The following is a 19275-nucleotide window of genomic DNA, read 5'->3' as shown; positions in this document are numbered from 1 at the left end:
ATTGCCTTTTGCCTGTCGACAAAAGGCAGGAATATTTATTGAGCAGCGCTGGCTTGCTCGCTTGCAGGGCGGAAAGCAAGGAAATAAGTGAGGCCAACGAAAATTGCACCCCCTACGCCATTACCCAAAAACACGGCAATAAAGTTAGGGAAATATTCAGCCCAGCTCATCTGTCCTGCAAAGATAGCCGCAGGAATGATAAACATGTTGGCGACAACGTGTTGGAAACCGATGGCGACAAATGCCATGACCGGAAACCACATGCCAAAGATTTTGCCCACAACATCTTTGCTGGCAAAAGCCAGCCAGACAGCAAGACACACCAGCCAGTTACAACCGATACCAGAAATAAAGGCGTGCAGAAAATCAGCATTGGCCTTCGCTGTGGCGATGGCGACGGTTTTCTTTAAATAGTCTCCCTCAGTCATGCCAAGCATGTGACCAAAGAACCAGGCAACCGCAACGCTGCCAAGGAAATTGGCCAACGTCACCCACAACCAGTTACGCAGTACGCTGGCTAAGCTAATACGGCGAGCGAACCACGCCATTGGCAGCAGCATCATGTTGCCGGTTAACAGTTCTCCGCCCGCCAACACCGTCAGAATCAATCCTACCGGGAAGACGGCTGCGCCTAAAAAGCCGCCGAACGAACCCCAATCTGCGGGTAAAGAGTTAATAACATGCAGATCAAGTAGAAAACCGGTGGCGATGAAGGCCCCAGCCATGAAACCTAAAAGCATTAAGGTACTGAAGGATGCACGGCTTTTAACCACGCCGGCTTGAATCGCCAGTTGAGCGATCTCTTTTGGTGTATGCAGCGACATATTATCTCAATCGTTTTTTGAATAGTGGAGCGTCAAACGCCTGGTAGAAGCGCGGTGCACAGGAAGATTTCCCCGCAGCCGCTTAATTAGCACGCTAAGTTTCACATGTCATTTCGGTGAAAACAAGAAAATTCCCATAACATATTTAACGGCTATTTAACTTGAGGTAGCTGGAATATTCTGTCTTTATTTGCAGTTATGTAAGCAGAAAATTGAGTGGAGTGAGGCGCTTACTGCAGCGGTAGCGCGCCATTGCGGGATGATTGCCGCCTTTTTCAGCGATCGAACACAGAAAGTGATTTTGCCGTTGACACTCCGAAGGGGGTTTCATATTATGCCGTCCGTCGCTTCACGCGACAGTTTTTACGGCTCGGGGGTATAGCTCAGCTGGGAGAGCGCTTGCATGGCATGCAAGAGGTCAGCGGTTCGATCCCGCTTATCTCCACCAAACTTCTTCCCAAGAGTTTGGCGCGGTAAAAACGATGTTCAGATGTGGGGGTATAGCTCAGCTGGGAGAGCGCTTGCATGGCATGCAAGAGGTCAGCGGTTCGATCCCGCTTATCTCCACCAAACATTTAAGACCTGATTTCTCAGGCATTTCAAAAAATATCTGTAAAAAAGGCGACATTGCTGCCGCCCCTGTTGTGATATCTCTTTTTTGCGCCATATCGCTACGCTGGCACACCTTCCTGCTGAACTTTCAATACGCGGAATCCGTGTGTTCCATCACGATCTAACTGCGCAACCAAACCATATTCCCAATCTAAATAAGCCTGCATGACGGCGGGTTCGATATCGGTGCCTTCATAAGGACGACGATAACGATCAATTGCCGGTGATAACAGGTTTTGCTCACCCGTTTCGGTAGGTAAATTGGCGTTGCGCCATGCCGCGTTTCCGCCTTCCAGTACATAAACAGGTTTACCGGTGAGCGCTGCGACGTGATCTACTGCGTATCCTGCTAGCAGGCTACTGCCGCAGGTTAAAACATAACGATCAGCTGCGGGCAGTGCGCTGTTTCCCTGTTGCTGAAGCGTCGAGCGAAGCAACCAGGCGGCGCCAGGAATATGGCTTTTCACGTGATTAGCGCGGGTAGTGAAATCCAGTACCTGCGTATTGTTCTGCGCTAACCATTCGGAAAGCTGCGTAGGCGAGATAAATTCTGCCGCTGGTGCGGATGGAACCTGGGGTTGCCAGCCGCCTTGTTGGCTAAAGTCTTGTGCGGTTAATCCATCCAGCACGGCCACCTGCCAGCCCAGTTGCGCTAGCCACGATGCCGTCATATTGGCGCGAACACCTTCATCATCAAGCAGAACAATCCGCGCGCCCCGTACGCTAGCGTAATGATCGGTCTCCTGAATTAGCTGCCCACCAGGCACTGAACGACTGCCGGGCAGGTGACCAGCAGAAAACTCCTCGCCATCGCGTACGTCAAACAGATAAGTGGTTGCCTCCTGCTGCCAGCGCGCCAGCGCGGATTTATCAAGACGCAAAACGCCTGCCTGATCGGCTACTCGTCGCGCCTGAGCTGCTGCTTGACGTTGCGCAGTATCGCTGGTGGCGCCATAACGTCGTGTTTGAGCGTGATCCAACGATAATCCTGCAAGCTTCCAGCCAATGGTGCCATTACGTAACGCAAATACCGGATTACGAATCCCGGCATTCACCAGTGATTGCGTTCCAATAATGCTGCGCGTTCGGCCAGCGCAATTCACAATCACCGTGGTAGCGGGTGAAGGGGCTAAATCTCGCACGCGCAGCACTAATTCCCCGCCCGGCACGCTTACACCGTCTGGAATACTCATGGTGTGATATTCGTCATAACGGCGAGCATCCAGCACCACCACATCAGCCTTCTCGCGCAGCAGCGCATTGACATCTTCAGCCGTCAGCGAAGGCGTCTGATTGTGATGCTCAACTAACTCACCAAACGCTTTACTCGGCGAATTGACATCAATAAACAGCTCGCCACCAGCAGCTTTCCAGCCGTCAAGATCGTCTTTTAGCAACGTAATATTGCTGTAGCCCCAACGTGTTACACGTTCTGCCGCCGCCTGGGCTAAGCCCTCGCCATTGTCATAAAGTGTGATGGCTGTATCACGACGAGGGATCCGATCGAGCCATTCCAGTTCCAGTTTGGATAGCGGCAGATTGACGGCAAACAGTGGATGACCTGTGGCATAAAGCGCTTCATCACGCACATCGACTAACGCAATTTCCTGCTGTTGGCGCAGTGCCTGGATAATGTCTGCGGCATCGCGCAGGGGAAAAGTCTGTTCAGCCATGTGAAAGGTCCCAAATATTAGGTAAGTAACGGTTGCTGTAGCCGGAGATAAACGTTTTTTCGCTGCCATCTTCGCGGTAGACCGCTCGCTTCACGGCACCAATGTTTGCGCCATAAACGTGAATGCTGATAGAAACGCGATCGTCGAATGCATTGCTCACGCGATGAATGTCACCCACGCGAGGTGATACGGCTTCAACCTGGCCTGGTTCAAGTCTCACCGGAACGCCTTCTTCCGCCAAACCATGCGGCGTAAGGCAAAAGGATTGTGAAATTTCTGCGCCACGCAGCATGCCAATCAAGCCCCAAACGCGATGATCGTGAATCGGCGTTTGCTGGCCTGGCCCCCAGACAAAACTCACTACTGAAAATCGCTGCTGCGCGTCTGCATGCAGCAAATATTGCTGATAATGTTCAGAATGTGGCTGAGTAAAGGTTTCATCCAGCCAGTCATCCTGTTGCAGCAGCGGACGCAACAGCTCGCTGCCTTTTTCCAGAATTTCTGCCTCCTGCGGCTGGCTATCCAGCAGGGCAGCAAGCTGTGCGACAAAGTCGCGTAAGCGGTGATGTTGTAATTCACTCACGATTTGTCTCCTGCAGCGTGTTTGGCAATTTGATTGGCTCCCGCTGACAGGCTGAAGTCAAACGCATCGCTGACATTAACCACGTGTGGCAACACGTCGTAGCGATGGAAAAAATCAGCAGATTTTTGCAGCGTAGGAATGAGTGATTGATCAAAAACCAGCGGTCGAATGCGCGCATCGGCAATCCAACTCTGCGTGATGCGGGCCGGCATATTCAAGGTTTTGCCCAGCACAATGGCAAACTGTTGCGGATGCTTTTCTGCCCAGACCTGCGCTTTCGCCAGGCGCGTGAGTAAGTCCGCAATCGCCTGGCGTTTTTCAGGATTGCTCAGCGCCTCTTTGCGCGCCAGCGCATAGGAATAGCCAGACATCACGCCTTTACCGCCGCCATTGGGTACGCGAACGGTGCCATCAACCTGGGTTGAAGTGGCAATATAGGGCTCCCAAGGCGCCCATGCCGAAACTGCACCGGAGGTCAGCGCGGCACGACCGTCAACCGGGCTCAAAAAGCGCAGCGTAACGTCCGAAGGTTTAAGTCCGGCGCGCTCCAGCAAGCCAAGGATCAAGTAGTGTCCCCATCCGCCACGGTTTACCGCAATCTGCTTGCCCTTGAGATCCTGCAAGCTTTTGATACCCGCATCAGGACGGGTTAGCAGCGCAATGCTGTCGGGATTATTCTGCCAGGCGCCGACCGCTTTTACCGGTGCGCCCGCAGCATAAACAAACAAAAACGGTAAATCGCCGGTAAAGCCAACATCCAGGGCGCCAGCATTCAGCGCTTCCTGCACCGGCGCCCCAGAATCAAAGGCGGTGAGTTTCAATTCATAAGGAAGATTATCCAGCTCGCCAGAGGCTTTAAGCGCGGCGAAGCGATCGCCTTTTACATCGCCTAAGCGTAGTGCCACTTTTTCCGCTGCAAACAGGGGATTCAGACTCAGTGCCAGCGTTAAACCAGCAAAAAGGGCCGCCCGTCGCATCAGGCGCTCCTTCTTTCGCTGCCCAACGCGGCAACTTTTTCGCGGGTTAGCGGAATCAGTTCACGACCATATTCCAATGCGTCATTCAGCGGATCGAAGCCGCGAATTAAGACGCTGTCGATGCCAAGGCGATAGTAGTCCAGCAAAGCATCGGAAACCTGATCAGGCGTGCCGACCAGCGCCGTGGAGTTGTAGCCACCGCTTACCAGTTTTGCGATGCCGGTCCACAACACTTTATCGTGACGATCGCCCTGATTAGCGGCATCCAGCAAACGCTGTGCGCCAACGCTTTGTGGTTTTGGCAAGCCAAAGGTATAGCCGCTTTCTGCCAGCTGCAGACGCGCGGTTTCATGGATATGTTCGGCGCGCTCCCAGGCTTCTTTTTCCGTGCTGCCCAGTATCGGTCGAAACGAGATGTTAAATTTAATCTCGCGATGATGTTTTGCAGCAGCAGCGCGCACGCTGCGAACCGTTTCGGCTGCACCCGCCAGCGGTTCGCCCCATAAAGCAAAGACGTCTGCATGGCGTGAAGCGACATCAATCGCTTCCTCAGAGGATCCACCAAAGTAAACCGGAAGATGATTTTGCACCGGTTTGATGGCTGAAAACGCCTTTTCAGCCTGATAGAAATGGCCGTCGTGATCGTAAGCTTCACCAGATGTCAGGCTCTGTTTCAGGACACTGAGAAATTCGTCAGTGCGTGCATAGCGTTCGGCTTTATTGAGGTAATCACCGTCACGACGCTGTTCACTGTCGCTGCCACCGCTAATGATATGCACCGCCAGTCGTCCATCAGTCAGATGATCAAGCGTTGCCAACTTGCGTGCTGCCAGCGTGGGCGAGACAAAGCCGGGGCGATGCGCGAGCAAAAATTTAATGCGTGACGTATTAGCTGCCGCATGAGCGGTGACGAGGAAACCATCGGGTTGATCAGACCAATATCCAACCAGGATACGATCGAATCCAGCCTGCTCATGAGCGCGGGCAAAATCGGCGATATAGTTTTTATCGAACAGCGGTCCGCTGGCAGGAATGATTTCGGAAGCCAGGCGATGGCCAATCATACCGAGAAACTGAATGCTCATTTTTTTCTCCTGATGTTAAGTCATGAAGAAAAATTACGGGCTGAGCGGCACAGGATGGAAATTCGTTATTGTGCAAAGGATTTGCGTTATCTGGCGAAAGGCGGCGTGCGGCGGCGAGAGAACGTTTATAGCGGATATAACCGATGGGAATAACTCAGAAGAAAAGGGCGAGTCAGGCTCGCCCTTTGTCTTTATGAATCGAATTTTATGACCAAGCCAATACCAGGCCGGCAATGGCGGCAGACAACACGCTGACCAGGGTTGAGCCGTACAGCAGCTTCAGGCCGAAGCGTGAAACCACATTACCTTGCTCTTCGTTCAGACCCTTAATGGCACCGGCTACAATCCCGATAGAGGAGAAGTTAGCGAAGGAAACCAGGAACACTGAAAGAATACCTTCTGAGTGCGGCGACAGCTGACCCGCCACTTTCTGCAGATCCATCATTGCCACAAACTCATTGGAAACCAGTTTGGTTGCCATGATGCTGCCCACTTGCAGCGCTTCCCCCGAAGGCACACCCATCATCCAGGCAAACGGGAAGAAGACGTAACCCAACACACCCTGGAAGCTAATGCCGAAGATAAGATCAAACAATGCATTCAGGCCGGAAATCAGGGCGATAAAACCGATCAGCATCGCCGCTACGATAATCGCGACGCGGAAACCGGCGAGGATATATTCGCCCAACATTTCGAAGAAGCTCTGGCCTTTATGTAAATCCTGTAATTGCAGATCCTCTTCGCTGTCTATGCGGTACGGGTTTATCAGCGATAGCACGATAAAGGTGCTGAACATGTTAAGCACCAGCGCGGCCACCACATATTTTGGCTGCAGCATCGTCATGTACGCGCCGACGATTGACATCGACACAGTAGACATGGCTGTTGCTGCCATGGTGTACATGCGGCGTTGTGACATTTTGCCGAGAATATCCTTATAGGCGATGAAGTTTTCTGACTGTCCCAAAATCAGAGAGCTAACGGCGTTAAAGGATTCCAGCTTACCCATACCATTAACCTTTGACAGCACGGTACCGATGCCACGAATAACCCACGGCAGAATGCGGAAGTGCTGAAGAATACCGATCAGCGCAGAGATAAAGACAATCGGGCACAACACATTAAGGAAGAAGAAGGCGAGGCCTTTCTCACTCATGTTGCCAAAAACGAAGTTCGTCCCTTCTGCGGCGTATTTCAACAGATGGTCAAATATCCCGGCAAAACCTTGCACAAATCCAAGACCTGCTTCGGAGTTAAGGAAGAACCACGCCAGCAAGACTTCAATAACCAGAAGCTGAACGATGTAACGAATGCGAATACTTTTACGATCGTGGCTGACCAACAAGGCCAACACGCCGACTACCACCAGTGCTAAAAGAAAATGCAAAACAGGGGACATGTTTGCTCCAAATTTGAGGAGAGTTGTATTTTGCTGCGTATTCTATGTAACGCGTTACTTAAAAACGAGATCTGTTCCACAATATAAGTATTCGCTATCACGCTATTTCTCAGAAAACTCTCACCGATCACGTCTTGTTTACAAAAAGTACACAGCGAATATCCACAAACTTATTGTCTATAATTTGAACCGCGAGTAGAGTGAAACGGTTGTTCACATTTTATCAGCACTTTCTTTGCCTCAAGGTATAGCAAAGGCTATACTTTATAGCACTATCTATTAGAACAATAATCATAACCAAATTTTAATGGTAAAGGCGGACCCGTAAACTGCACGGGTGAACTTACGTTCAGACAGGATAGAAATTATGTTTGAAAGCCGTGCCGCCGAGCGAGCCGCTCGCGGAGCAAGAAAAGTAAAACTTGCATTGTTAGGGCCCGCGTTTATCGCCGCTATTGGCTATATCGATCCGGGTAACTTTGCGACCAATATTCAGGCTGGTGCTGCCTATGGCTACAAATTGCTGTGGGTGGTGGTCTGGGCCAACATCATGGCGATGTTGATCCAGTTAATGTCAGCCAAGCTGGGCATCGCCACAGGTAAAAACCTGGCGGAGCACATCCGAGATCGCTTTCCCCGGCCTGCAGTCTGGTTTTATTGGGTGCAGGCGGAGATCATCGCCATGGCCACCGATCTGGCTGAATTTATCGGTGCAGCACTCGGTTTCAAATTATTATTAGGTATCTCGCTGATGCAAGGCGCGGTGCTCACCGGTATCGCCACTTTCCTGATATTGATGCTACAAAGCCGTGGGCAAAAACCGCTTGAGCTGGTAATTGGTGGCTTGCTGCTGTTTGTTGCAGCGGCCTATATCGTTGAGCTGTTCTTCTCGCAGCCCAAAGTCAGCGAACTGGTAATGGGGATGGCGCTGCCATCATTACCGACTTCTGATGCGGTATTCCTTGCGGCTGGCGTATTAGGCGCAACCATCATGCCGCACGTTATCTATCTGCATTCAGCATTAACCCAAGGTGACACGCGCGGCACTAAAGGCGAGCGATATTCCTCAACTAAGTTAGATGTGGCGATTGCCATGACGATTGCCGGCTTTGTGAATCTGGCCATGATGGCGACGGCCGCGGCGGCATTTCACTTCAGCGGCCACAGCGGAATCGCCGATCTTGATCAGGCTTATCTCACGCTGCAACCGTTATTGGGCCATGCCGCAGCCACCGTGTTTGGTTTGAGTCTGGTGGCTGCCGGTCTTTCATCAACCGTGGTGGGAACACTGGCGGGGCAGGTGGTGATGCAAGGCTTTATCCGCTTCCACATTCCGCTGTGGGTACGTCGTACCGTGACGATGTTACCCTCATTTATTGTGATTTGGGCCGGCTGGGATCCCACGCGCATTCTGGTGTTCAGCCAGGTGCTGCTGAGTTTTGGTATCGCGCTGGCGCTGATTCCGCTGCTGTCATTTACCGGTAATCGCGAAATTATGGGCGATGAGATGGTGAATTCACGTTTGATGCAAAACGCCGGACGTTTAATCGTACTGCTGGTGGTGGCGTTGAATATCTATCTTTTGGTCGGTGAAGTGTTAGGTCTGTAGCCCTTCCGCCAAAACAAAAAAAGCCCGGTTATTGTTAACCGGGCTTTTTTATTAATGACGATGGTCCCAATGATCGTGATGGTCATGACGATCGTGGCGGTCGTGATGATCACGACGATGTTCATGTTTCCAGCGGCGCTCACGCTCTTTTGCTTGCCAGTGGCGTTCGCGCTCCCTTTCTTGATGGCGACGCCACTCTTCATGTCGCCACCAGCGGCGATCATTATAGGAGTAACGATCGTTCCACCAGCGCGGTTCGCGCCAGCGACCACCGTCCCAAAAGTAACCGCGACGATCGCGATCGCCAAGATGCAGCGTGACGCCAGGCGCCAGGTCGATTGAAGCACTTGTTGCTTGAGCTGTGTGAATCGCCAGCGGCGACAGGCTTGCCAGCAAAGCGGCAAACAGAATTGCACGTTTCATAATTATCTCCTAATCAGTAGCTTGTGACCGCTACCGTGGCGCTATTCTGCCATTTTACTGCCAGCGTATCGTTTAGATTTTGTCTGAATGTTGTAGGGATAATCTTAATTGAGAATTTTCTGGCGGGGAATATGCCCGGTGAAAACCGGGCGAGAAAGCGGTTACACAAGATTTATTACGCTAAAGCAGCTTCAATCGCCGCCAGTTCTGCTTCGCTGAACTGACGTTGCGCTAACATTTCAACGGCATCGTCAATCTGCGCAGTTTTACTGGCACCAATCAACACTGACGTTACGCTTTCATCACGCAGTACCCAAGCCAACGCCATCTGTGCCAGCTTTTGATCACGCTGCTGCGCCACCACATTCAGCTTACGCACTTTTTCCATTTTCTCATCGGTCAGCTGGTTTTCCTGCAAGAATTTACTGCCGCTGGCAACGCGTGAATCTTCCGGGATGCCTTGCAAATAGCGATCGGTTAACACGCCGCCCGCCAGCGGTGAAAAGGCGATACAGCCAACACCGTTATCTTTCAGCGTGTGCAGTAAACCGTGTTCCGGCGTGCGTTCGAACATCGAATAGCGCGGCTGGTGAATCAGGCATGGCGTGCCGAGATCGCGCAAAATAGCAATGGCTTCAGCCGCGCGATCGGCGGGGTAATTCGAAATAGCGGCATACAGCGCTTTGCCTTGACGCACCACATGATCCAATGCGCGCATCGTTTCTTCCAGTGGCGTCTCTGGGTCAGGACGGTGGTGATAAAAGATATCGACATATTCCAGCCCCATGCGTTTCAGGCTTTGATCAAGACTGGAAACCAGATATTTGCGTGATCCCCAATCGCCGTAAGGGCCATCCCACATGGTGTAGCCCGCCTTGGTCGAGATAATTAATTCATCACGATAAGGTCGAAAATCTTCGCGCAGGATACGGCCAAAGTTCTCTTCCGCCGAACCCGGTGGCGGGCCGTAATTATTAGCCAGGTCAAAATGGGTGATGCCACGATCAAAAGCATGGCGCAGCAGCGCACGGCTATTATCGACGCGCGTACTGTCGCCAAAGTTATGCCATAACCCCAGCGAAATGGCTGGCAATTTGAGGCCACTACGGCCGCTGCGGCGGTATTCCATCTGTTGATAACGATCGGGATGCGGGAAAGAGGTCATACAGCGTTCCTGTCTCAAACGAGATAATGAGCCGAAAGCATAGCAGTGTATACGTTTACACTTAGTCGCAACGCGTCATGGATCTCACATTTACGGAATTATCTGCCATCGTAACGTTAGCTTGCCAACTAATCCCCGGCGATGCGCGTCGAATTTCTCGCTGATTCAGCGTCATGTTGGATACTCAAAAGGACAATCTCCCAAAGGATGATCTGATTATGGCCTCTTTTACCGTTGGTGATTATTTACTGAAACGCCTGCAGGAGATGGGTGTGAACCATCTTTTTGGCGTGCCAGGCGACTACAACTTGCAATTCCTTGATCGCGTCATCAGCCACCCTGAAATAGCCTGGGTTGGCTGCGCCAATGAACTTAATGCGGCCTATGCCGCCGATGGTTACGCACGTTGCAACGGCGCTGCGGCGTTACTGACGACTTTTGGTGTCGGTGAACTCAGCGCCATTAATGGCATTGCGGGGAGCTACGCAGAATACCTGCCGGTGATCCACATTGTTGGCGCGCCTTCCAGCAAGGCACAGCAGCAGGGTGATTGCGTTCACCATTCGTTGGGTGATGGCGACTTTGGCCATTTCATTCGTATGGCGCAGGAAGTCTGCGTTGCCACCGCGCAGCTCAGTGCAGAAAACGCCACGGCAGAAATTGATCGGGTCATTATTAGCGCGATGCAGGCAAAGCGACCGGGATATTTGATGCTGTCGGTGGATGTGGCGCAAATCGACGTTGAACCACCAACCCAGCAGCTGAATTTTACTCTTCAATCCTCACCGCAAGCACGCGTTGATTTCCAGTTGGCTGCGGAAACGTTGTTATCTTCAGCTCAGCGCGTCTCATTGTTAGCCGATTTTTTGGCGTTGCGCTGCCAGCAACAAGCTGCGCTGACTGATCTCCGGGCTGAACGTGCCATTCCTTGCGCCAGTTTGTTGATGGGTAAAGGGGTGCTGGATGAACAACAGCCCGGTTATGTCGGTACCTACGCAGGTAAAGCCAGCGAAGGCAATGTCAGCGCGTTAATTGAGCAGGTTGATGTCACGATCTGCGTTGGCGTGCGTTTTACCGATACCCTGACAGCAGGCTTTACCCAGCAATTTACCGCCGAAAAGCTTATTGATTTGCAACTTGAAAGCGCCAGTGTGGCGGGACAACACTTCGCGATCGGCATGGATGAAGCCCTTGAAGTACTGCTCACGCTGTTTCAGCGTTATGCATCACGCTGGTCACTTGCGCCAGCGGCTTTACCCTGCATACCCGTTGAAGATGCGGCTTACATCAGCCAAAACGCGTTCTGGCGTGCGATGCAAACATTTATCCAGCCGGGCGACATTATCCTTGCTGATCAAGGCACCGCTGCTTTTGGTGCGGCTGCGTTGCGTTTACCTTCACAGGCGCAATTGCTGGTGCAGCCATTGTGGGGTTCAATCGGCTATACTTTACCGGCAGCTTTTGGCGCACAAACCGCCAAACCTGATCAGCGCGTTATCTTGATTATTGGTGATGGTTCGGCGCAGTTAACCATTCAGGAACTCGGTTCGATGCTGCGTGATAATCAGCAGCCGATCATTTTTCTACTGAACAATGAAGGTTATACCGTTGAGCGTGCAATTCATGGCGCAACACAACGTTACAATGATATCGCCCAGTGGAACTGGACGGCGCTGCCGCAAGCCCTTAGCCTGCACGGCCAGGCGCAGAGTTGGCGCATCAGTGAAACCGTACAGTTACAAGCAGTGATGGCGCGACTTGCCGAGCCGCAGCGGTTGACATTGGTGGAAGTCGTTATGCAGAAAGATGACCTGCCGCCCCTGCTGCGTAAAGTCACGGCGTGCCTGAATCAACGTAACAGCGGATAAGATTCAGAAAGTTGCCGCTGTGCACTGCGTGCTATCGCGGTTAGGCTGTGCATCACCTTGAGTTAGACGCTCACCTTTCCCACCGGTGAGCGTTGTTGTTTTATGGGCAGGATTTTATAGTGTCCTCCAACTCTTAAAGACCCCAAGCGGAGCAACAGAAGAATGACAACCTATGCCTTGGTCGGCGATGTCGGCGGCACAAATGCCCGTCTCGCCTTGTGTGAGGTGGAAAGCGGCAGCATCTCCCAGGCCAAAACATTCTCAACATCAGAATACGACAGCCTCGAAGCCGTCATCCGCCATTATCTTGATGAACAAAAGCAGGACATTAAAGATGGCTGTATTGCCATTGCCTGCCCCATTACCGATGACTGGGTTGAAATGACCAACCACGACTGGGCGTTCTCAACGCGCACGTTAAAAGAGAACATCGGTTTCGAACACCTTGAGATCATTAACGACTTTACCGCGGTATCGATGGCGATCCCGATGTTAAGCGCTGAAAACATGATTCAGTTTGGCGGCAAAGAACCGATCAAAGATAAGCCGATTGCGATTTATGGCGCAGGCACCGGTTTAGGTGTCAGCCATTTAGTCCACGTGGATAAACGTTGGGTTAGCCTGCCGGGCGAGGGCGGCCACGTCGATTTCGCGGCAAACAGTGAAGAAGAAGATCAAATTCTGGAAGTGCTGCGTGAAGAGTTGGGCCACGTTTCAGCTGAGCGCGTGCTCTCGGGCGCTGGCCTGGTGAACCTTTATCGCGCTATCGTGAAAGCGGATCATCGCGTACCGGAAAACCTGAAACCGAAAGATGTCAGCGAACGTGCTCTGGCCGACAGCTGCATTGATTGCCGTCGTGCATTGTCGCTGTTCTGCGTCATCATGGGCCGTTTTGGCGGTAACCTGGCGTTGAACCTTGGTACTTTCGGTGGCGTGTATATCGCTGGTGGCATCGTGCCGCGCTTCCTGGAATTTTTCAAAGCGTCTGGCTTCCGCGCCGCGTTTGAAGACAAGGGTCGCTTCCGCGATTACGTGGCGGATATCCCCGTCTACATGATCACTCACGATCAGCCGGGCTTGTTAGGCGCAGGCGCGCATTTGCGTCAGACACTGGGACGCGAGCTTTAACGTTTTAAAACGGCCTGCGGGCCGTTTTTTTTCGCTATAAACGCATCAGTTGGCGGAAGGTTTTCACCTTGCTGCGACTCACCGGCACCTGAAATTCAAGATCGCGCAGTTTCAGCAGATAGGTATTGTTGAACCACGGCTCAATCTCACGAATCTTATTGAGATTCACACAGTAAGAGCGGTGGCAGCGGAAAAACTGTTGCTCGGGCAGGCGGGAACAAAATTCACTGATGTTCATCGACATCACATAGGCTTCGCGTCGGGTATAAACAAACGTCAATTTTTCATGCGCTTCGACGTAATAAATATCATTGACGTCAGTAACGATGATGCGCTCATCCTTTTGCAAATTTACGGTCTGCGAGACATGGGCGGCAGGCGTTTGCGTATGCTGCTGTTGCCAGGTCGCCTCCAGCTTGCTGAGCATAGTGACAATGCGTGATTCGTGATAGGGCTTAAGAATGTAGTCAAAAGCCTCAAGTTCGAACGCCTCCACAGCATGTTCTTTCCAGGCAGTAATAAAAACAATCAACGGTTTATGGGCGAACTGATTAATATTCTTCGCCAGCAACATGCCGTCCAGCGACGGGATATTGATGTCGAGAAAGATCACATCAACGCGATGTTGTTGCAGGTATTTCAGGACATCCAGTCCATCATCAAAACAGGCTTCAATGTGAATTTGGCTGTGTTGCTGAATCATCCAGCTTAACTCTTGCTGGGCTAAAAATTCATCTTCAACGATGATCGCTTTCACGCAAGGCTCCCCACCAGTAACTGGCCGTTTTTACTCAAGGTGAAAGAAATTTCTGTGCCGGGTTGGTGGCGCACAAGGGTTAATCCCTGACCGGATAACAGCTTTACGCGGTGATGCACATTAAGCAGGCCAATCTTATTTCCAGGCATCTCATCACGTGCCACTCGCGCTATCACATCGTCACTGATTCCTTGTCCGGTATCGCGCACTGAAATACGCACCCGATCGCCTAAATCCCTGACGCTTAGCGTGACCACACCTTTGCCTTTACAGGGCTGAATACCGTGTACGATGGCATTTTCCACCAGCGGCTGAATCAGCAGGCTCGGCAGCGAAAAGTGCAAATCCTCATCGACGTCATAAATCATGGTGAGCTTGTCACCAAAGCGTGCCTGCTCTATCGCAATGTAATCTTTGACCTGCCACAACTCTTTTTTAATATCGATGATTTCATCGTCATTAAGCTCAAGGTTGTAACGCAAATAGCGAGAAAGGTTGATCACTAACTGGCGCGCCGTATCGGGATTTAAGCGAATGGAAGAGGAGATTGCGTTCAGTGCGTTAAACAGAAAATGGGGATTTATTTTACTCTGCAAAGCACGCAGTTCCGCTTTATTGGCCATCTCACGTAGCTGTTCGGCGCGTGACACTTCTAATTGCGTAGAGATGATTTGCGACAGGCCAATCGCCATCTCTTTTAACGATCCCGTAATGCGGTGAGCGCGGCGATAGTAGATTTTCAGCGTGCCGGTGACTTTGCCCTTCTCCCACAGTGGGATCACAATCATCGAATGAATGTCTTTGGTTCGATGCGCTTCATCGTTGTTTCTGATGATTATTTTTCCACTGGCAATGGCCTGTGCAGTGGTGGGGCTGATGTCATCGTCGCCGTGCTGATAGTTTTTTTCGCCATAACCGACATAGGCCAGAATCTGCTGTTTGTTGGTCATTGCCACCGCATCTGCTTTGATATCACGTCGAATAATATCGCAAACTTTACGCAATGATTCGCTGTTAACCTGACGAAACAGCGGCAAGGTTTTATTGGCGATATCCAGCGCCAGCTTGGCCTGCCGTGCGGCGATTGCCTCTTTTTCACCTTCGACGCTTTGCACCAGCAACACGATCAAGCCAATGCTGGAGGCACCTAAAATCATCGGTAGCGCGATTTCAGACACAATCGCTAAACCAACAGAGGTGGGGCGCGCCCACAGCACGATCAAAAGCATCGTCAGGCTTTCGCACAGCATGCCGCCAAGAATACCGACGCGCCAGCGATGCTCTTTTAACACCCGACGATTAATGCCGCCAGCCACAACCCCGGCAATGATGCTGGTAATGAGGCAAGGCACCGAGGTCACGCCGTGGATATCGATCAGGAAGCGATGCAAACCCGCGATAATACCGGTGGCGATGCCGACCCAAGGACCAAACAGAATGCCGCCGGCCATCACCGCTATCACGCGGACATTAAGCAGTGAACCGTCTACCTCAACGGCTGACCAGGTGCTGAACAGCGCAAACAGTGAAAAGATGCCGGTGACGGCCACTTTCTCCAGCGGCGTGTGTTCATCTTTTTGCAGCAATTGGCGAAAAAGGCGAGTGCGCGTCAGAAAAAACAGGCAGATCAACATCAACGCGGCACGATCAAACACCGCCAGCAACATCGTGAAGTGGGAAGACACAGGCGACTCTTGGTAGGAAAAGGTGATAGCCATGATAAAAAATGTGATCGCGATCCGCTAGCTGCGATCAACGTTAAGCGCGATGTTTCTTCGCCAGATCAATTTATCTGCTTAAAAATCACAAAAGAGGAAAGGTTGAGTGATAAAAAGGGGATCTGTTTTTCATGTGCGAGACGCTGGTTGTCAATCAACCGGTTTGCTATGTTGCCAGGACAAAGCGTGCCAGTAACCACTAACTCGCCGCGAACGGGAGCAGAGTAATGCACTTAACCACATCCAGATTAATTTTAAGTACGTTGAAGTCTGAAGACTGGCAGCTGTTTCGCGCCGTACATGAAGACCACACCACCATGACGTGGGTGAGTGAAATTCCTGATGAGGCCGACCTGCGCCAGCGTTTTCACGAGCGCCTCGCACCATGGCAAACCACCAGTTTTCACATGTTGTGTCTGGTCGCGCGGCGGCGCGATAACGGTGAAGCTATTGGCCTGTTTGGTTGTAGCCCGGAATGGGCGCCTTATCGTCAGGCGGAAGTGGGCTACATGCTGTTAAGCCGTCATTGCGGCCAGGGTTTTGGCAGTGAAGCGCTGGCGGCGCTGTGTGAGTTTTTGCTCAGAGCTGATTTTCACAAACTCAAGGCGATGGTGATTGAGGGCAACTGGCCGTCGCGGCGGATTCTGGAAAAAAACGGTTTTCAGCTTGAAGGTACACTGCGGGATAATTATCTGCTAAACGGTCGTTGGGTAAACGATTGGGTGCTGGGTCGGCTGAATCAGGAAAAATAAAATAATTTTCTGCGGCTCTCGACAAACTTGTTATCGCCACGTTATGTTCTTGTTCAGGTCACCGCAGTGACCAGCGTCGCTCGGACGGTCCGGGCGCTAACGTAATCCAGAGGACTCCATGGCTGATAACAGCACACCCCGTCGTTTCTCGCGTATCGAACGTTTACCTCCGTATGTTTTCAATATCACTGCCGAACTGAAGATGGCTGCGCGTCGACGCGGCGAAGATATTATCGACTTTTCGATGGGAAATCCTGACGGCCCAACGCCGCCCCATATCGTGGAAAAGCTGTGTCAGGTTGCCCAGCGAGACGACACGCATGGCTATTCAACGTCCAAAGGCATTCCACGCCTGCGTCGCGCCATTTCGCGCTGGTACGCCGAGCGTTACGAGGTTGAAATCGATCCAGAATCGGAGGCCATTGTCACCATCGGTTCGAAGGAAGGTCTGGCGCATCTGATGCTGGCTACCCTCGATCACGGCGATACCGTGCTGGTGCCAAATCCCAGCTATCCGATTCATATCTATGGTGCGGTGATTGCGGGTGCGCAGGTGCGTTCTGTTCCACTGGTGGCGGGCGTTGATTTCTTCAACGAACTGGAACGCGCCATCCGTGAAAGCTATCCCAAACCCAAGATGATGGTGCTGGGCTTCCCGTCCAATCCCACCGCACAGTGCGTGGAACTCGATTTCTTCGAGCGCGTCATTGCGCTGGCTAAACAGTACAACGTGCTGGTGATTCACGATCTTGCCTACGCTGACATCGTCTATGACGGCTGGAAAGCGCCGTCGATTATGCAGGTGCCCGGCGCCCGCGATGTGGCGGTAGAGTTCTTTACCTTGTCAAAAAGCTACAATATGGCGGGCTGGCGAATCGGTTTCATGGTTGGCAACAAAGAGCTGGTTTCAGCGCTGGCGCGGATAAAAAGTTACCACGATTACGGTACCTTCACGCCGCTACAGGTTGCTGCCATTGCGGCGCTGGAAGGCGATCAGCAATGCGTGCGCGATATTGCCGAGCAGTATAAACGTCGACGTGATGTGCTGGTAAAAGGGCTGCACGAGGCGGGCTGGATGGTCGATAATCCAAAAGCTTCAATGTACGTTTGGGCCAAGATTCCCGATCACTATGCGCATCTGGGTTCGCTGGAGTTTGCTAAACATCTGCTGCAAGAAGCGAAAGTTTGCGTCTCGCCGGGCATCGGTTTTGGTGATTACGGCGATACCCATGTGCGATTTGCTCTGATTGAGAACAGCGATCGTATTCGACAGGCGGTGCGGGGAATTAAAGCGATGTTTCGCGCCGATGGCATTTTGCCGGGCAGCGTAAAAAGTCTGGAAGAAGAGGCGTAAAAGCCAACTGGGGCGACAGCGATGTCGCCCCCTGCGGCGTTACAGCATCAGCACAAACGTGCCAACCCACAGCAACACGAAAAACGAAATTCCCATCAAGGCATATTTCACAAAACAACTCCTCTGAGCGGTTACGATGATGGCGATCCCCGGCCAGCGCAACGCGAACAGATTGAGAACAAGGTCTCCGCTTACTACCACGAAACGCTTTTTCTCGGGTCGATCTGAGCAACTCAGAACAGGATCGGGCGCTAATTTACGCGGATTCAGTCGTAAATGAAATAGGGTGATACTGAGATATTACTCACAAAATTTAACGCACCTGAATTTCAGGGATCGCGGACATGCCTACCCGTAATTGCGCCAGATTTTGCTGCTCGCTATCCAGCACGATTTTCACTGGCAGGCGTTGAACGACTTTAGTGTAGTTACCTGTTGCGTTGTCGGGAGAGATGGCAGAAAAGGTGGCGCCGGTGGCTGGAGCAATGCTGTCAACGCGGCCTACAAAGGTTTTACCGGGTAGCGCATCCACTGTCACGTTAACGCGCTGACCTGGCCGGACATCCGCTAATTGCGTCTCAAGATAGTTGGCGGTGATGTAAGTTTGCTGCAGCGGGACGACCGCCAGCAGGCGAGTGCCAGCAGAAACGTAGGCACCCAAACGCACGGATCGTTGACCCACCATACCCGCCACAGGCGCAATGATGCGCGTGTAAGAGAGATTAAGTCGCGCCTGATCAACGCTGGCTTTAGCCGCTGCGACATCGGCTTCTGCCGAACTCACTGCTGCCTGCAACACGCCCACCTCTTTCATTGCTGAGGCTAATGCCGCCTGACTTTGGCGCACCGCCGCCTGTGCTGAGCGCTGGGTCGAACTGGCTTTTTGCTGATCATCAGCCGCCACGGTGCCGCTTTTATACAGGCGATTGTAGCGATCGGCACTTTGTCCGGCGTATTGCGCAGATGCCTGGCTGGCCGCAACGCTGGCTTTTTGCTGATCAATCACGGATTGCTGCTGTTCTAGCTGCGCCTGGCTGCTGAGCAGTTTGGCCTGGCTCACTTGCAAATCTGCTGCGGCACTTTCCAGTGCCACGCGATAATCTCGATCGTCCAGCGTTGCCAACACGTCGCCCGCTTTTACCTGCTGGTTATCCTGCACATTTACACTGGCGATATAGCCTGACACTTTTGGCGCAACTAACGTGTAGTCGGCATTGACGTAAGCATCATTGGTGCGGTGATCGTTGCCGGTCATCGCAGACCAGACAAAAAAGGCCATGACCAGTAAAACCAGCAATAGCAGGCTCAGCAGCACAGTTTTTCTCATTACTAAAGCACGCATATTCAA

17 protein-coding genes and 2 tRNA genes are annotated in these 19275 nt (G+C 52.0%); 7 read left to right on the top strand and 12 right to left on the bottom strand.

The window, feature by feature from the left end; genetic code table 11:
• Positions 1-35: 35 nt before the first annotated feature.
• Positions 36-824, bottom strand: a complete 789-nt coding sequence (locus ACF2G4_RS09145) for a formate/nitrite transporter family protein (RefSeq protein ID WP_215845976.1) — start codon at positions 822-824, stop codon at positions 36-38.
• A gap of 372 nt (positions 825-1196) precedes the next feature.
• On the opposite strand from ACF2G4_RS09145, the gene ACF2G4_RS09140 reads away from it, so the two are divergent.
• Positions 1197-1272: transfer RNA gene (locus tag ACF2G4_RS09140), tRNA-Ala, on the top strand.
• A 46-nt stretch (positions 1273-1318) separates the two neighbouring features.
• A tRNA-Ala gene (locus ACF2G4_RS09135) sits at positions 1319-1394 on the top strand.
• A 101-nt stretch (positions 1395-1495) separates the two neighbouring features.
• Here the strand turns inward: ACF2G4_RS09135 and ACF2G4_RS09130 are convergent.
• The 5 genes from ACF2G4_RS09130 to ACF2G4_RS09110 form a co-directional block, all read right to left on the bottom strand.
• Positions 1496-3109: a rhodanese homology domain-containing protein gene (locus tag ACF2G4_RS09130; protein WP_243077456.1), complete on the bottom strand. Its 1614-nt coding sequence runs from the start codon at positions 3107-3109 to the stop codon at positions 1496-1498.
• Positions 3102-3692, bottom strand: a complete 591-nt coding sequence (locus ACF2G4_RS09125) for a cysteine dioxygenase (protein WP_332627317.1) — start codon at positions 3690-3692, stop codon at positions 3102-3104. The genes ACF2G4_RS09130 and ACF2G4_RS09125 overlap by 8 nt, the downstream gene beginning before the upstream one ends.
• On the bottom strand, positions 3689-4669 hold the full coding sequence (locus ACF2G4_RS09120) for an ABC transporter substrate-binding protein (RefSeq protein WP_409075917.1): 981 nt from the start codon (positions 4667-4669) through the stop codon (positions 3689-3691). Before ACF2G4_RS09120 ends, ACF2G4_RS09125 begins: the two co-directional genes overlap by 4 nt.
• Positions 4669-5754: an LLM class flavin-dependent oxidoreductase gene (locus ACF2G4_RS09115; RefSeq protein WP_243077458.1), complete on the bottom strand. Its 1086-nt coding sequence runs from the start codon at positions 5752-5754 to the stop codon at positions 4669-4671. Before ACF2G4_RS09115 ends, ACF2G4_RS09120 begins: the two co-directional genes overlap by 1 nt.
• 205 nt (positions 5755-5959) lie before the next feature.
• Positions 5960-7153 carry a NupC/NupG family nucleoside CNT transporter gene (locus ACF2G4_RS09110; protein ID WP_243077459.1) on the bottom strand — a complete coding sequence of 398 codons (1194 nt, stop codon included), beginning with the start codon at positions 7151-7153 and terminating at the stop codon, positions 5960-5962.
• 367 nt (positions 7154-7520) lie between these two features.
• On the opposite strand from ACF2G4_RS09110, the gene ACF2G4_RS09105 reads away from it, so the two are divergent.
• Complete coding sequence (locus ACF2G4_RS09105; protein WP_215845981.1) at positions 7521-8762, top strand: Nramp family divalent metal transporter; 1242 nt, start codon at positions 7521-7523, stop codon at positions 8760-8762.
• Between the two features lie 51 nt (positions 8763-8813).
• On the opposite strand, the gene ACF2G4_RS09100 is transcribed toward ACF2G4_RS09105, so the two are convergent.
• Together ACF2G4_RS09100 and mgrA are read right to left on the bottom strand one after the other, a co-directional pair.
• Positions 8814-9185: a DUF2502 domain-containing protein gene (locus ACF2G4_RS09100; protein ID WP_243077460.1), complete on the bottom strand. Its 372-nt coding sequence runs from the start codon at positions 9183-9185 to the stop codon at positions 8814-8816.
• A 175-nt stretch (positions 9186-9360) separates the two neighbouring features.
• On the bottom strand, positions 9361-10350 hold the full coding sequence (gene mgrA, locus ACF2G4_RS09095) for an L-glyceraldehyde 3-phosphate reductase (protein WP_243077461.1): 990 nt from the start codon (positions 10348-10350) through the stop codon (positions 9361-9363).
• A 218-nt stretch (positions 10351-10568) separates the two neighbouring features.
• Here mgrA and ACF2G4_RS09090 point away from each other — a divergent pair, with 218 nt between their 5' ends.
• Positions 10569-12218, top strand: a complete 1650-nt coding sequence (locus tag ACF2G4_RS09090) for a thiamine pyrophosphate-binding protein (RefSeq protein ID WP_409075916.1) — start codon at positions 10569-10571, stop codon at positions 12216-12218.
• A 162-nt stretch (positions 12219-12380) separates the two neighbouring features.
• On the top strand, positions 12381-13346 hold the full coding sequence (gene glk, locus ACF2G4_RS09085; protein WP_215845987.1) for a glucokinase: 966 nt from the start codon (positions 12381-12383) through the stop codon (positions 13344-13346).
• A gap of 34 nt (positions 13347-13380) precedes the next feature.
• Here glk and ACF2G4_RS09080 read toward each other — a convergent pair whose 3' ends face one another.
• Positions 13381-14103 carry a LytTR family DNA-binding domain-containing protein gene (locus ACF2G4_RS09080; protein ID WP_215845988.1) on the bottom strand — a complete coding sequence of 241 codons (723 nt, stop codon included), beginning with the start codon at positions 14101-14103 and terminating at the stop codon, positions 13381-13383.
• Complete coding sequence (locus tag ACF2G4_RS09075; RefSeq protein WP_332627350.1) at positions 14100-15770, bottom strand: sensor histidine kinase; 1671 nt, start codon at positions 15768-15770, stop codon at positions 14100-14102. The genes ACF2G4_RS09080 and ACF2G4_RS09075 overlap by 4 nt, the downstream gene beginning before the upstream one ends.
• A gap of 278 nt (positions 15771-16048) precedes the next feature.
• Here ACF2G4_RS09075 and ACF2G4_RS09070 point away from each other — a divergent pair, with 278 nt between their 5' ends.
• On the top strand, positions 16049-16573 hold the full coding sequence (locus ACF2G4_RS09070) for a GNAT family N-acetyltransferase (protein ID WP_215845990.1): 525 nt from the start codon (positions 16049-16051) through the stop codon (positions 16571-16573).
• Between the two features lie 118 nt (positions 16574-16691).
• Positions 16692-17927 (top strand): alanine transaminase, encoded by a 1236-nt coding sequence (alaC, locus tag ACF2G4_RS09065; protein ID WP_215845992.1) that lies wholly within the window; start codon positions 16692-16694, stop codon positions 17925-17927.
• A gap of 39 nt (positions 17928-17966) precedes the next feature.
• Here the strand turns inward: alaC and ypdK are convergent, their stop codons facing one another.
• Positions 17967-18038: a membrane protein YpdK gene (gene ypdK / locus ACF2G4_RS09060; RefSeq protein WP_006120362.1), complete on the bottom strand. Its 72-nt coding sequence runs from the start codon at positions 18036-18038 to the stop codon at positions 17967-17969.
• 202 nt (positions 18039-18240) lie between these two features.
• Positions 18241-19269, bottom strand: a complete 1029-nt coding sequence (locus ACF2G4_RS09055; RefSeq protein ID WP_409075915.1) for an efflux RND transporter periplasmic adaptor subunit — start codon at positions 19267-19269, stop codon at positions 18241-18243.
• Between the last annotated feature and the right edge of the window lie 6 nt (positions 19270-19275).

Origin of the sequence: Pantoea phytostimulans (genome assembly GCF_046118715.1) — a bacterium.
Lineage (GTDB): Bacteria > Pseudomonadota > Gammaproteobacteria > Enterobacterales > Enterobacteriaceae > Pantoea > Pantoea phytostimulans.
The sequence above is the reverse complement of the archived record's forward strand: the minus strand, read 5'-3'. Positions and strand labels throughout refer to the sequence as shown.